Here is a 15,323-nt window from a genome sequence, read left to right on the forward strand (position 1 = left end):
AATTCGCCTTTTCTTTGGGTGTATACTGACCCCAGCATGGCCAAAAAATCTTCCAAGACAGATAATGACACTACTCTCCAGGATCTTCGGGACGCGGTAGAACACTTTTCCACAGAACGCAACTGGGTCAACAATGATCCTAAGCAACTTCTTCTTTCTGCCTTTATCGAATTAGGCGAACTCGCGGAACACTATCAGTGGTCATCAGACGGCGCATGGCAAACAAGAGCCAATAAAAAGAAAGAAATAGCTTACGAATTGGTAGATGTTTTCTTTTATCTTCTTCGTTTCATCAATAAGAGCGGTTTCGATTTCTCCAGTAACTTCTACCAGAAAACTGAAAAACTCGCCAAGAAATATCCTGTGACTTTAAAAACAAGAGAAGAATACCAGCAAGCTAAAGATTCATATCGCCGTAGCGGTAAAAATAAACTCTATGACTAAGCAACCCAAGCTCACACCCGCCTTCCAAAAAGCCTTAGACTCTCTTAACCCTGCCCAAAGAGAAGCTGTGACCTCAATCGAGGGACCTGTCATGGTCATCGCCGGTCCTGGTACTGGTAAAACCCAGATCATCGCGACTCGCATCGCCAATATTCTTAGACAAACTGACACCGACCCTTCCGCCATTCTTGCTCTTACCTTCACTGACTCCGGCGCCACTGCCATGCGAGAACGGCTCATCTCGCTTATTGGCCCTGATGCATACAAGGTTCACATCTCGACCTTCCACACCTTCGCCTCTGGAGTGATCCAATCTTTTCCAGAATATTTCATTCGCTCCCAATCTGCCCAGCCACTTGCCGATCTAGAGAGATATCAAATCATCAACCAAATTATTGACGACGTACAACTAGAACTTCTAAAACCAATCAACGCTCCTCACTACTACACCTCTGCCATCATCTCCTCAATTCAAACTCTTAAACGTGAGGCCATCGACCCAGAGGAACTTGCCTCCGTCCTCAAACTTCAGCTGAAAAAGCTAGAAAAAGACAAAGACGATTTGTCAAAAACTGAGTTCTCCAACCAACAAAAAAACCTTACCAAAAACCTCGATCTCCTCAAAATCTACCAGGCATACCAACAGGCACTTGAAAAAACGGGTCGTTATGACTTTGAAGACATGATCAATTGGGTCATCGACGCCTTTACAACCAACAATGAACTACTAAGCATCTTCCAAGAACGGTTCCAATATTTTCTCGCTGATGAGTACCAAGACACCAACTCAGCTCAAAATCAGATTCTCACCCTTCTCACTTCTTTCTGGGGACCTCAAGCAAACCTCTTTGTCGTTCTTGATGATGAGCAAAGTATTTACCGTTTTCAGGGCGCCTCACTCGAGAATGCTCTCAACTTCAAAAACTCCTTCCCGCAAGCAAAAATTATCACCCTAACTGATAACTATCGTTCCCAACAACTCATTCTTGACGCTGCTAGATCGGTCATTAACAACAACACAATCAGTCTTCAGCGCTCTTTTCCCGAAATCAAGCGCGAACTCAAAGCCCGAACCAACTCCCCCGTCAGAAAAATCAACATTCACGCAGCCAGCCACTCACTTTTGGAGAATCTTTACCTCGCTAAAGAAATCTCCCAACTAATTTCCTCAGGTACCTCACCCGAGGACATCGTCATCATCGCTCGTAATAACGCCGACCTTCTCCCTGTCTCCGACTTCTTCAATCACTACAAGATTCCCCACCAAATCCTTGGTGGACAAAATATCCTCAACACACTTGTTGTCAAATATTTCGTTAAACTTCTCAGGGTAACTCACCAGTCCAGACAAGCCATCGAAGATCTTGACCTTTTTATCCTCCTTCATTACCCATTTATGGAGATAAACCCTCTTGATATTCTCAAGCTTTCAAGACTCGCCGCCAAAAACAAAGCCACTATTCTCGACACTATCAACTCTCTCTCTGAGAGTAACAGTGACATAGAACAACCACAAAAATTTATAGATTTCATTCAAAAACTTGCAACTTGGAATGAGCTTGATAGCAATCATATTTTTACAGAAACCGCTCAACTCATTCTCGAACAATCCTCTCTCCTTGACTGGCTCCTTTCACAAAAAGACTCTCCCGAGCATCTCAAGAACCTTAACGCCTTTTTCGAAATGATCAAACAGCTTAACCATAATGACGCCAAGCTTAATCTTGCATCATTTCTAAATTCTCTCGACCTCATGATCGAAAATAACATCATCATTTCACCACCCGACGTCGACCTTACTACTGATCGTGTCACACTCACCACTGCCCATAAATCTAAGGGCCTGGAGTGGGGACATGTCTACATTGTTAACTGCATTGACGGCAAATGGGGTAATCAGTCTACCCGAGAACTCATCAAACTTCCTCCTAATATCCTCCAAAACAGCCATCATGCACCTCATGATCAAATAGAGGACGAGCGTCGCTTGTTTTACGTCGCCATGACCCGAGCTAAAGACTCAATTCACATCTCTTACCCTCTCTCCCACCTCTCTTACGGCCGCACCCAAACCACCATTCCTTCTCAGTTCATTCACGAGCTCCCCCAAAAGTTAGTCAATCAAAAAAACACCCAGCCCGATCAAGATGAAATAAACCAACTTCTCCAGAAGCTAATCACTCCTTCCAGCGATAAGATATCATCTCCGGAGTCTGCCTTTCTTAATTCAGTTCTCGCTAACTTTCGGCTATCAGTCACCGCCCTTAACTCCTATCTTGAATGTCCGTATAAATTTAAACTCAACACCCTCCTCCGAGTTCCCAAAGCCAAGGAATCGTATCTCTCTTTTGGTACTGCTGTTCACGCCGCTCTCGAGCGGTTCCATAACCAATTTAAAACCGAAGCTAAACTACCGTCAAAAGACTTCCTCATCACACACTTTTCTACTGCTCTTCAGCGAGAAATCATGACTGAATCTGACTACCACGCCAGGTTAAAACAAGGTAAAAAAGTTCTTTCCGCCTATTACGATCTCCACCAAAACGACTTCACCCCCCCTCTCTTTACCGAAAAATTTTTTGGCTATGGATTCTCATCGGTCACCCTAGATGATATTCCTCTTGCTGGAAAAATTGATCGGATTGATCTTGTTGATCCAAACAATCAAACTGTTCGCGTCATAGACTACAAGACTGGCAAAAGAAAAACCCGAGGACAGATAGAGGGCAATACCCAGGACTCCGACGGCGCCTACAAGAGACAACTGGTTTTCTATCAGCTCTTAACCGATCTTGACTCTAGTTTTTCTCCCAAAGTTGTCCAAACCGAACTCGATTTTGTCGAGTCCCCCCAACAAGAAAAAAAAACTGGTAAAGAGGTGTTTACCATAACTCAAGAGGAAGTTGAAGAACTCAAAAACGTCATCCGTTCCACCATGAAAGACATTCGCTCTCTCAAATTTAATCGCACCAAAGACTACTCAATCTGCCAAAGCTGCGAATTCAAAGACCACTGCTGGCCTCAAGGTATACCGCAATACTCTAGTGAACAACTATCTCTACTCAAAACCACTGACGGTAACTCAAAGGATAGATAACCCTCTCTCCGCCAAAATTCATCTTAAAACGGCTAAATCCTACCCAGCTTTTTCTTGGATTTCTAGAATCATCAATTCCCTCAAAGTCCCAAGATTTAACTCCTCTTTCCTTCATCCTCATCATTCCCTCCCACACTAGTTTTGCCTGAGCCCCAATTCTCCGCCCACTCTGTGAAGTCCAGGCATAATAATAGTAAGCTTTCTTTTCGCAAATCAATAACACTTCACCTGCTACAATCTTTTCTCGGTCACGTCCCACCACCATCACCATGTCTTTTCCAAAACTCTTCGCCATGTTTTCAAACGCTTGATATCTCGGTACATAACCTCTTCCAAATTGTTGCCACGACTTCCACGCTAACCAGCGTTTTTTAGCCTCCGTGATTTGTTCAACCTCCACCCTCGAAGCTTTCCTTATCACCCTTCTTGTATCTTTACTCACCCCTAACCAGATTTCTTTCTTACTTCGTCTCAGGTCTACCACAACGCTCGCCCCAGGAAGATAACCGCTCTCTTTTCGTTCCATCTTTTCTCGAATGCAATAATCCTCGGCCTTATCATTAGCTGGCTCCCAAATCGAATAGATCACCCCATGCTTTCGCTTCAGTTGATTAAGACATCTACCCTCTGGCTCGTGCGCAAAACGTTGACACTTCATTATCGAAATCGGCAACATCGGTATTTTTTTTATCGCTACCTGCACAAAGTTTCCTTTTTTGGTTTTCACCCTTTCTACCTTCCAGCCCTGACGTCGTAAAAACGCGCCATATTTCCTACACTGTCTTAAGTCCATTATCTTTTCCTAGCCCTCAAATACACCCAACGCGCTTCATTCAAAGCCCGATACGGAGGGTAAAGCCACTTATCTATCACCAAATCATATGTTCCCACAAACTCAACCAGTTCAGCCCCAAACCCTAACTTAAAACGATGAAACCCATACCAGCTATCGCTAGGCTTTGGATTAGGTCCAGGTGATCCCCACATATCAAAAATCTTTGCCCCCTGGCTCTTTCCCCACTTAATCACTTCCCACATCATCGCGTCCGAAGGATAAACCTCACGGAACTCTCTTGTTGAAGCTCCGTAAGGGTAATAAATTACTCCGTTTAATATAAACACCACCCAAGCTACTAATGTCTTGCCCTTATACTCCGCCCGAAACAACCTCGCCATACCACTCTTACTTAACGTCTCAAACATCAGCCTGTGATACTCACGATTATGTGCATAAAATTTTTGTCTATTTGTTGTTTCCTCGGTTAGTTTCCAATACTGCTCAAACGACTCCTTTGAGTTATCCTCGACTACTTTTACCCCCCTCCTCTCGGCGTATCTCACATTGTATCTGGTCTTACTCTTCATCCCCGCCATGAGCTCCTCCTCTGTTTTAGTTAAATCAAGCCAAAAACTCCACCTTGTAAATAAAGGCCTTCCCCCATAAACAACATATTTTTCTCTCAACTCCTCAATCCTTGGCATTCCCTGACCTTTTAACACATTCGGCTCCATTGTTACCAATATCCCACCCTTCTTTCTAACCTCCTTCTCTACCGCACTCACCATTTCTTCACTTGGTATTCCTCCTTTGGGCCAATAACCAACCTTCCAGGGCAAACGAGGTATCGGGTGCAGTGTTACCTGAGCAGTTTCCTCTAGATTGTCATCTCGATACCAACCCAATCGAATTACTTCCACACCAGTCTTCTCACGAAACTCACCCCACTCCCAACTTTGCAAGGGATGTGTTGCCAGTAAGTTAAACCTATCTTTATCAACCTCTTTTACCTCTTGAATCATGCTTCAATTCTACCAGCTGTCTATTTCATCAAAATCATCACTTACCAATTCCTCCACCACTCTTCCGTTCACCGGCTTTGGAGCCGTCTCCCACTCGTTTACTACCCTCCAACCATTACTTTCCTTTTTTCTACCCCTGTCCACATAGGCGGGAGTTCGGCTTCGTATCGTTTCCATCAAGCTCTCGGGTATCTCGCTTAAGAACCGGCTCGGACTACCATTGTTTCTTTGTCCAAAAAACAGTCTTTGTCTGGCATAGCTTAAATACAACTTTTCTTTAGCTCTTGTCATGGCCACATACATTAACCTTCTTTCCTCCTCCAACTGCTCCTTGTCAATTATTGACCTTGAGTGTGGAAACAATCCTTCCTCCAGGCCTACCACAAACACCTCAGAAAACTCCAAACCCTTTGCTGCGTGTACTGTCATTAAAGTCACCACTCCTTTATCCAGATCCAGGCTTGATTGAGCCTCACTTTGCACTAATGCCACATTTTCCAAGAAACTATTAAGATCCGAAAACTCTTTTGCCACACTCATCAACTCCTGAATGTTCTCCAATCTTGCTAAGTCTGCCTCATTGTTTCGATCAAACTTCTCAACAAATCCACTATTCTCAAGCACTCCCATCAAAAGCTCCTCAGTGCTCAACTCACCTCCACCTCTCACCGTTTCCAACCAACCCTTAAACTTATCCGCCCTCCTCTTTCCCAGTTTCTCTATCCGCTGCCAGCTCAACATATCCACTTCATTAGCTATTACCCGTAAATACGCCAAAACATCTTTAATCTCTTTTCTTTCATAAAACTTAACTCCTCCCACCAATACATAAGGCACACCCGCTCTAATCATTGCCTCCTCAAGGGATCTTGACTGAGCATTCGTCCTATACAGCACCGCATATTTCCCGTACTCACCATTCATCTTTTCTATTACAAATTTGGCTTCCTCTCGTTCGTTCTTTGCTTCATATGTCATCACCTTATCACCCAACTTACCAATAGCCTTCAACTCTAGAATTGGATGACCAGTATTATTCCCAATTACCCCGTAGGCCGCATCCAAGATCCGCTGTGTACTTCGATAATTCTCCTCCAGCTTAACTGTCTCCAAATTAGCATACTCCTGCTTCAATAAATTTAAATTACGATAATCAGCTCCTCGCCAACTGTAAATCGACTGGGAAAAATCCCCAACTACAGTTAAATTACCTCGCTTTCCATCCAACAACGTAGTTAACCGGTACTGAGCCCTATTAGTATCCTGGTATTCATCAATCAAAATTTGACTATACTCAGCCCTCATTCTTTCCCCAACCTCATCTATTTCCAACAACCTTACCCCCAACCTTAATAAATCATCAAAGTCAACGGCATTACTTTCTCTCATTCTCATCTCGTATCTCTCCCATACTTGCGCTACTTGTTTTTGACTAAAACCCCTTGCCATTTCGGCATAATCACCTACTCCCAACATCTCATTTTTAGCATTACCAATCATGGCCATCACCATTGCTGGTTTTAACTCCCTCTCATCAAATCCCAACTCTTTAACGATCGTCTTAATCAGTTCTTTTTTATCAGTTTCATCGTAAATTACATAATTTCGACCTAGACCAACTCGCTCGCCATATTTTCTCAATAACTGTGCACAAAAAGCATGAAAAGTCCCCGCAAAACCAATCCTTTTTCCAACTAATTGCTCCACCCTCTGTCTCATCTCACCCGCCGCCTTGTTTGTAAACGTCAACAGTATAATCTCCTCGGCCCTCACCTTACCCTGGTCAATCAGCCAAGCCACTCGATAAGTTAACACCCTAGTTTTTCCTGAACCAGCCCCTGCCAGTACCAATAAAGGCCCTTTGTCATAACAAACAGCCCTCAACTGTTGTTCGTTTAGTTCGTTTTTCCAATCAATCATGCAACCACCTAGTGTAAACTAATTAATAAATCATATCCACGCATCTACGTATAAATATGCAATATTTCATCGCCAACTGGAAACAAAACTTTAGCCTCAAAGAAGCTCAAGAATGGTTCTCTCGGTTCGCCCCACCCTCAACTAAAGACCAGATTATCGTTGCCACTTCACATATCCACCTTGGTTCAATCACCCCCTCACCTCAACTATCTCTAGCCGCTCAATTTGTTTCTCCATATGACAACGGGGCTCACACTGGGCAAATTGGGGCACAGCAACTCCGCGGCCTAGTTGATTATTGCTTAGTCGGTCATTCCGAAACCAGAAAAGACCTCCAAGAAACTGACCAACTGGTGGCTCAAAAGGTCAGACTTCTCCAAAAAGCTAACATTACCCCTATTGTTTGTCTAGATTTACCGTATCTCGAATCCCAAATTCGAGTGCTTCTACTTGAGCTTCTTGAAATCAAGAATTTAATTTTTGCCTATGAACCATTATCCGCTATCGGTACTGGCCAATCCGAGTCACCACAACGAGCCAATGAAATTGCCTTCAAAATAACTACCCTAGCCCACAATCGTTCTCTCCCCATACTCTATGGTGGTTCTGTCGACCCATTTAACGTGACAGATTATCTCTCCCAAGAGTATATCTCTGGAGTTTTGGTTGGCTCAGCCTCTCTTGATCCAGAAGAATTTGCTAAAATTATCAAGCCTAGCTAGCCTTTTCTATTAACCTGTAAAAAATATTTATGTCTCGTTCTAATAACATCTTCTCTCGTCTGAAACGAAAACTGCCTCAACATTCATCAAAAATCAAACTCACACTTCTGCTTGCAGGACTAGGTCTGGGCATTTTTTTTCTCTACTCTCTTGTTGCCCCACTAACCCACCTGGTCCAAACTCTTCTTAAGGGTCCCTCTGCTATTATCTCGTTTACTCAAGACGCATCCCAGAACCTCAAGACTACTCAAGGTCGTACCAATATTCTTCTTCTCGGTATGGGCGGAGAGGGTCACGAAGGTGCCCTTCTTACTGACTCAATCATTGTAATTTCCTACAACCACGACCAAAAAGCTGCCACCCTTATTTCCCTGCCCCGAGATCTGTGGGTCGACTCTCTCAAAACGAAAATTAATGCTGTTTACTACTACGGTGAGCAAAAACAAGCCGGCGGCGGACTCATCTTAGCAAAATCTGCCGTCGCCGAAATCACCGATCTACCCATTCATTATGGATTTGCCATTAATTTTGATGGATTCAAGGAGGCTATTGATCTAGTTGGCGGAGTCGATGTTGATATCAAGAGAACCTTTGACGACTATCGTTATCCCATTCCTGGTATGGAGAATGCTTATCCTGAAGAGCTCCGTTATGAACATTTACACTTTGATGCCGGCCTAGCACATCTTGACGGAGAACTTGCCTTAAAATATGTTCGCTCTCGCCACGCTCAAGGAGAGGAGGGGACTGACTTCGCCAGAAGCCAAAGGCAACAACAGGTTCTCATTGCCTTCAAAGACAAGCTTATCTCAAGTAAAACCTTGCTTGATTTACCCAAAATCAATCAACTTCTTGGTCTTTATCAAGTCTACATCGATACCGATATTCTTGACACCGAGTACGCTTCCTTTGCCAAAATTGCCCTAAACCTCAAATCTGACAAGATCCGCTCAATAAGCCTTGCTACTGACGACTCCAAAACCGGCGAAATCGGCATCCTTGAGGTTCCTCAAGATAAGCAGCCTTACCAAAATCAATGGGTTCTCATCGCCAAAGACAACAACTGGAATGCCCTAAAACTATACATTCAAAACCAACTCAATCAACAAGACTAATAAATCGTCTCTCTCAAACCATCTCCTATCTCAACAATCGTCGTCCCTTCCTGCATATAAACTACTCTACCCAACTCTTTCAATCCATTCTCATCAAGACTTTCGTAAGCCTCTCGTTCTTTGGTCCCAACAAATACGTATCTCACCCCATATCTCTCCAAAACCTCCCAAGCCGCCCTAGACCCAGGATCTTCATAAACAACCCTCACCTCCTCAGTTCTTTCTCCGGGAATATCAAATCCCCCGCGCCACAACCATTCATGAACCCTCCAACCTAATACTGTTGGTAGCCCTGTAAACGCCGACACTCTAGCGTTTTTAGTGTAACTTTCTCCTACTGCCTCCAATACCACCTCTCCACCCCTGGCATTGTTCCTCAGCCACAATATTCCCCCATAATCACCCGGTACCTCTTTTGCTAACCACTTCTCCCCATTTATGCCCCGATAACTCCCTGAACTTGAGTAATAGCCCAAGTACGCTTGGGGGGTATATGCCAAAAAACCACACAAACCCAATATCACCAAGCTCCACATTACTATTCTCTGCCCAGTTGATCTGGTCAAACCTAACCCAACTCCAATCATGATCGACATCAACACAAACGACTGATACGTCAGCTTAAACATTGTATTTGCTCTAGGATGAGACGGATAAATATCTTTCACGTATATCAACTCCGGTATAACCAGCAACATCCACGCCGTTATCACTCCTGCAACGACCAACCAGTTCTTCTGTCTGTTTTTAAACGACCACCATAATGCCAAACCACTTAAAACCAAATGTCCCAACCACAAAATCATAAAATCTCCCAACCTCGACCTTTCCTCTACTATTCTTGCGCCCTGACCAATCGAGTCAAACTCTATTAACCAAGGAGCCGCCACCGCCATTGTTACCACCAACCCCATCAAGCCTGTTAAGGCCAACTCTCCCAGCGTTACTCTTCTAGATATCAACATCATCAAACCAAACATTACCGCCAGCAAGCCATACACCATTACATCCCATGTATTGGTCATCACCATCACCCCCATTACCACACCCATTCCTATAGACCATACCGACCTTTTTTTCGCCTTTCCCCAACCTGCCAACATACTCACAAACAGTAATACTATTGGCAAATTCCACAGATGTGCATGCAAATCACTTACCACAAAGCTATAGCTTGGAAACTCGTGAATCGTGTTTTCAATAAACCTGGTCGCATCGGCATACCAATAGCCCTCAAAACCCCCATATCTAATCCAATACCAAGCAGCATGGCTATTCCCCCCAAATACGACCAACAAAGCTCCAATCACCCCCGCTACCAACACAGTTTTTTCTACCCCGCTTTTAGCCTTAACCTCGCCTCTTGCCCAGTATGCCAAATTAACCACCGCCGAAAACGCTCCCGACATTACCAATCCCATCAGCCATCCTAATAACAAGTTATATCCCCAAGCAATCTCAACCCCCCACAACCTTATCATCACACTCCCCAAAAAATGACCAAAACTATAATAATTTATCGAATTCCCAGCCAGCCACATATCCCCAGTCGGGAGAGTCTCTGCCCTCAAGTAGCTGTTAATAAATCCCATATCCATAAACTTCTCCAGATCCAAGATGTCTGGGTTATAGCCTCGAACCAACACCATAAAAACCAGTCCCGCCAAAAACAAAACCTCCTCCATCATTACCACCCGCCACCGTTTCCCCAACCACCCCAACACCTCTTTTCTACCCACCCAAATCCATTTTGCGGCCAACAATAACCACAGCCACGACACTACTCCCACTCCTACCACACTATTAACCGGTAACTGCATATGGCCACCAAACCACACTGTCAATCCAACAACCAACCAGCCCACCACCCTTCCCATCCCCCAACCACCATCTATCAGCTCATCCTTTGCCGCCCTCACCATTACCAGACCAGCGCTCAACTGCATCACTAAGCCTATCAACCACACCACCATGATCAATACCAAATCATTCACCATAATTTAATCTTAAAGTTTTTCTCTCTGCTCATCCAACATTAACTGAGCCACTCTTGTTCCCAGATCTACTGCATAATTAGTACCTCTGTCCCACGGATAAACCATACTCATATTCGCCAACCATAAACCTTTTTTTCCACCGCTCATCCTTGGCAGGTTTCTAGAATAATTAACAGGAAAAACCGGTTGAGCAAACGGTGACTGGAACTTCCACATTCGCCTTACCCACCCTTTCTTAAATCGGGGATTAACCTGCTTCAAATATGGCTCAAATAACCCTAACAACTCCCCCTCCGACATCGTAAGTCTCACATCATCCGCCGCCAAGTAATTGCCAACATAAACGACTCGCTTGCCCCCATAATGTCTCTTGTCTACCAATCTAGTGTGTTCAACCACCACCAAAAAAGGCCAGTCCTTCTCCAAAATATTTAGCCAATAACAATCCATCAAGCTTTCATCAAGTTCCATCACCAGTGTTTGGCCCCACAAATACCCGATTTTTTTTCTAGCTACCTTTTGCTCTAACAATTCCTCCGCCAAAGGCATCGGCGCCGTTATCAACACCTGATCATATCTCTCTCCATTCACTCTCCAACTCTTTTCTTCACGCTTAACCTCCTTAATATTTGTCTGCATTCTAATTTGCCCACCTTTTTTCTCAACATACTCACCCATTTTCTCCGCCAATCTCTCAAAACCTTCATTAAAGTAACCCAGCTTCTTTGTTCGCTTGTACACCCTTGCCCAAAACCAGGCCAAATTAACTTGACCAACCTCCCTGCCAAACTTTGCCATAAGCATCGGCTTCCAGATTTTTTCATACCCCTCCCTGCCTACCAACAATGGTAGAGTTTTCACTACCAAGAACCTTTCAAATAACACTCCTAATCTCGGCCACATTACCAGCTTCAATACAACCAGGCCCATTGCCATCCGCAGTCTTCCCCAAACACTCAACTGGCCATATCTAAGCAACGCTAAAGGCGAGTCCAGCTCCTTCATCACCCCTTTTTTCCAGGTTTTCGTAACCGGGCTCAAGAAAAAAGCAGGCCAACCAACTTTCTTGGCCACTCGAATAATCTCCTTGTCATTAGTAAAAATATGGTGATAATACTTCTCTAGACTCCACTTCCACCCTTTCGGTTTAAAACCACCCGCCAAGCCCCCCAGTCTCTCCTCGGCCTCATAAACCTCTACTTCACAACCGTTACCCACCAACTCAATTGCTGCCGCCAAACCCGTAAAACCACCACCAATGATTGCAACTTTCATCACCTCATTCTAACTAAAGACAACACTTTCTTCCATCAATAAATCACAAAACAGCAAACTAAAACAAACAACAAATCCTTGAAAAACAACCTATCCTTCAACTCTATAACATCATCACAGAGCCAGTAACACTCCCAACAATACCATAATCAAACCACCTCCAAATGCCGCCAGTGTTGGCAAGGATATCCCGGCTTCTGGTAGTTGAGCCTGAGTAACCGTTGTCGTTGGAGTCGCAGTAGGTGTCTTTGTTGATGTACCAGTTGGGGTGGCAGTCGCTGTTGGTGTGCTCGTACCTGTAGGAGTACTGGTCGGACATACACAATCAGTCTCAGGTGTACATGAAGGATTACGACACGATCCGCCAGAGCAAATCAAACCCTCTACACAATCGCTGTTAACTGTACACGACTGGTTGCATGATGACTTAATCACTTCGCAAGTACAATCAGTCTCCGCACTACACTCAGGGTTGCGACACGCCCCCCCCACACATTCCAATCCATCAGAACAGTCAGTATTACTACTACAACCGTCATTGCATGACAACGGTTCATACTGATTCAACACCACCAAAGTCACCACTGGATTTGTTACCGTCAAAGTAATCACTCCGTCCGAATACGCATTAGTCCCATATTTGGTCAAGTTAGATCCAGTCAATGAATTCCCGGGTAGCAAATAGTCGTAATATCTAGGCTCTACCCATCCAGTAGAAGGATTAATTACCTCCTTACTATATTCATAGTTACCAAATGCCAAGTTATTAAAACTAACACACTCTGCATCCTTAAATCCGTCCTTGTCCAGCACATCAGTACCAAGGCTTAGTGGAGTGTCAAGGTCTGATCTTAATCCTCCACTCACAGTCACTTCGTCAGAAGTTATCACCTCCAATTTGTTCGTCTCAGGCATTAATGAACCATCTACCACCTTGCCGGTCGGATCAATAATCACTGTACATATATTAATCGTTCCACTTGTCGGCCCATCTATAGTGAAAGTCGCATTACACGCTTCTCCTCCATACCACTCAGCTGCTCGCGGTCTACTCTCTGGAGCTGTTGGTGCCACCGACTCCTCCGTCGTTGACAATCTAGTCACCACGATAATCGTCCCCAAACCCACACCCAAGATCAAAGCAATGATTCCGAGCAGTGTTAATGTTTTTTTCTGTTTAATTGTCATACTTCTACTTAAATACTTCTGCATTAACCGTATGCGATCCGGCAGTACTCACCTGATAATCCCAGTAAAAATTACCATTAAACTTCTCAGTAGTCTCAGTCCACTCTCCATTATTAATTCTAAACCTAGCCTTAGTAAATGTCCCATGAGCTCCACTCACAGTAAACCTAATCGTATCTCCAATCTCTACATTCTCCGCTATCTCATTCCAAGCAATCTCCACCCAACTCCTATTATCACCACTACTTTCAGGATCTAAAATCCACACCTTAACCAAAGCACACATCGGCGTCGGGGTAGGCGTCTGCGTCCCTGTCGGAGTATTAGTCGCAGTTGGAGTCCTCGTAGCCGTCGGAGTTCTAGTTCCGGTTGGCGTCTGTGTTGGCTGAGAACCACAACTATTATTAATCACAGCAAAATCACCACAAAGCTGACCTTCCCTGCTCCCTCCCACACATACCTGATCCCACTGACCACAACCAGTCGCCCCAGCTCTTGAAACCGCCGCTGACCTATTTGTTCCATGAAATACTGGATTATTCAAACACTGTCCATTACTCAAGCTACTACATTGAAAACTGTAATAGCCGGTACATGAACCACCAGGACACGAATCTCCCCCACCTGTCTGATTACACACCCTACTTCCCGCTACCCCAGTACAATACAGATTCTGACCCGAACAACAAGGCCTTGATTCACAAGACTCTAACACTCCAGCACAAGACCCCCCACCACCAGTCGGAGTCGCCGTCGGAGTCCCTCCACCCCCACCACACAAACTCGCGCTAACCTCTCTTCTTCCGCACAATGTTGCAGAATTCTTGAAACACTGCAGACATAATCCACCGGTCGAAAAAATATGCCCATCAGGTTGACCGGCACAACCACTCGCTGAACCTGAGCCACAAACAAAAGCCCCTGGAGTAGGAGTGCTTCCACCTCCACCCCCAGAACACGACCCACCTCCACTGGCAGGACCTCCATGACTGGCACATGCCTCTTGTTTTCTTTGTTCACAAGTGGCTTGTGGGGCATTTTCGTCTCGGCCGTAGGACCAGCCATCATTACAACTACCAGCTTCACAACAAATACCAGCCCTGGAACGAGTATCCTGAGACGTTGCTAAATCACTCACTCTTGAGCTAAAAAAGATCGCTCCTCCAGCTCCAATCGCTGCTACTGTCACCAGAGCCAATACCGCTACCACCAATCCCATCTTCGATTTACTTCTCCCTCTCTTTACATCACCCATGTCATCATTAGCCTTAAGATCACCCTTACTGTCATCTTCCTTTACTCCCAAGTCTCCACCTGCATCACCCGCCTCAGGTTCATCAAGATCCATCTCCGGCAAGCTATCTGCTATTGATGGCACTTCTTCTGCTCCTGGCAATGCTGAATCCGGCAATGGTGGTAATCCCGCTGTCGGGCCACCATTTAACCTCATCTTCTTCTCAGTCGTATCACCATTCTCATCTCCCCATCCGTTATTTTCTCTCCCAATAGAATCGACTTCATCAGCTCCGATTCCACTTTTCACTTCCACCATTTCGTCTAGCACCTCCTGAGCCTTAGTAGACTCATCCTCAACTTTTGTATCATCTACCTCATCTCCTCGAGACAAACTCGGTGCTTGGTCATCTACTTTCCTCTCTTTTTGGTTTCCGTTGTCATCAAAAGGCAAATCACCATATCTGACCTGATCATCAAGATTTTGATCATTTCCATTGCTCTGGTTTTGATTAGCAGGCTTATTATCCAT

General features: G+C 44.7%; 11 protein-coding genes. 4 read left to right on the plus strand and 7 right to left on the minus strand.

Annotation, left to right across the window (positions count from 1 at the left end; all coding sequences use genetic code 11):
• The first annotated feature begins 36 nt into the window (after window positions 1-36).
• Together MICH65_RS01325 and MICH65_RS01330 are read left to right on the plus strand one after the other, a co-directional pair.
• Window positions 37-444 (plus strand): dUTP diphosphatase, encoded by a 408-nt coding sequence (locus MICH65_RS01325; protein ID WP_161931628.1) that lies wholly within the window; start codon window positions 37-39, stop codon window positions 442-444.
• Complete coding sequence (locus MICH65_RS01330; protein ID WP_161931629.1) at window positions 437-3,541, plus strand: ATP-dependent helicase; 3,105 nt, start codon at window positions 437-439, stop codon at window positions 3,539-3,541. Before MICH65_RS01325 ends, MICH65_RS01330 begins: the two co-directional genes overlap by 8 nt.
• Here the strand turns inward: MICH65_RS01330 and MICH65_RS01335 are convergent.
• Genes MICH65_RS01335 through MICH65_RS01345 form a run of 3 tightly spaced genes read right to left on the minus strand, consistent with a single transcriptional unit; the run spans window position 3,507 to window position 7,261 of the window.
• Window positions 3,507-4,334 carry a lipid II:glycine glycyltransferase FemX gene (locus MICH65_RS01335; protein ID WP_161931630.1) on the minus strand — a complete coding sequence of 276 codons (828 nt, stop codon included), beginning with the start codon at window positions 4,332-4,334 and terminating at the stop codon, window positions 3,507-3,509. The genes MICH65_RS01330 and MICH65_RS01335 overlap by 35 nt on opposite strands.
• Window positions 4,334-5,341 (minus strand): lipid II:glycine glycyltransferase FemX, encoded by a 1,008-nt coding sequence (locus MICH65_RS01340; protein WP_161931631.1) that lies wholly within the window; start codon window positions 5,339-5,341, stop codon window positions 4,334-4,336. Before MICH65_RS01340 ends, MICH65_RS01335 begins: the two co-directional genes overlap by 1 nt.
• 9 nt (window positions 5,342-5,350) lie before the next feature.
• Window positions 5,351-7,261: an ATP-dependent helicase gene (locus MICH65_RS01345; protein ID WP_161931632.1), complete on the minus strand. Its 1,911-nt coding sequence runs from the start codon at window positions 7,259-7,261 to the stop codon at window positions 5,351-5,353.
• A 56-nt stretch (window positions 7,262-7,317) separates the two neighbouring features.
• On the opposite strand from MICH65_RS01345, the gene MICH65_RS01350 reads away from it, so the two are divergent.
• Together MICH65_RS01350 and MICH65_RS01355 are read left to right on the plus strand one after the other, a co-directional pair.
• Window positions 7,318-7,983 (plus strand): triose-phosphate isomerase, encoded by a 666-nt coding sequence (locus tag MICH65_RS01350; protein WP_161931633.1) that lies wholly within the window; start codon window positions 7,318-7,320, stop codon window positions 7,981-7,983.
• Between the two features lie 29 nt (window positions 7,984-8,012).
• On the plus strand, window positions 8,013-9,098 hold the full coding sequence (locus MICH65_RS01355; RefSeq protein WP_161931634.1) for an LCP family protein: 1,086 nt from the start codon (window positions 8,013-8,015) through the stop codon (window positions 9,096-9,098).
• On the opposite strand, the gene MICH65_RS01360 is transcribed toward MICH65_RS01355, so the two are convergent.
• The 4 genes from MICH65_RS01360 to MICH65_RS04355 all read right to left on the minus strand — a co-directional run bounded on the left by MICH65_RS01360 (window position 9,095) and on the right by MICH65_RS04355 (window position 15,323).
• Complete coding sequence (locus MICH65_RS01360; protein ID WP_161931635.1) at window positions 9,095-11,095, minus strand: DUF2298 domain-containing protein; 2,001 nt, start codon at window positions 11,093-11,095, stop codon at window positions 9,095-9,097. The two genes, MICH65_RS01355 and MICH65_RS01360, sit on opposite strands and share 4 nt — an antisense overlap.
• A gap of 9 nt (window positions 11,096-11,104) precedes the next feature.
• Window positions 11,105-12,370 (minus strand): FAD-dependent oxidoreductase, encoded by a 1,266-nt coding sequence (locus tag MICH65_RS01365; RefSeq protein WP_161931636.1) that lies wholly within the window; start codon window positions 12,368-12,370, stop codon window positions 11,105-11,107.
• A gap of 114 nt (window positions 12,371-12,484) precedes the next feature.
• Entirely contained in the window at window positions 12,485-13,558 is a 1,074-nt protein-coding gene (locus MICH65_RS04310; RefSeq protein ID WP_165983839.1) for a hypothetical protein, read from the minus strand.
• 4 nt (window positions 13,559-13,562) lie between these two features.
• A complete protein-coding gene (locus tag MICH65_RS04355; protein WP_177525414.1) occupies window positions 13,563-15,323 on the minus strand; it encodes a hypothetical protein in 1,761 nt (586 codons plus the stop codon).

It is taken from the genome of Candidatus Chazhemtobacterium aquaticus (genome assembly GCF_009936135.1).
GTDB classification, from domain to species: Bacteria; Patescibacteriota; Microgenomatia; order UBA1400; family Chazhemtobacteraceae; genus Chazhemtobacterium; species Chazhemtobacterium aquaticus.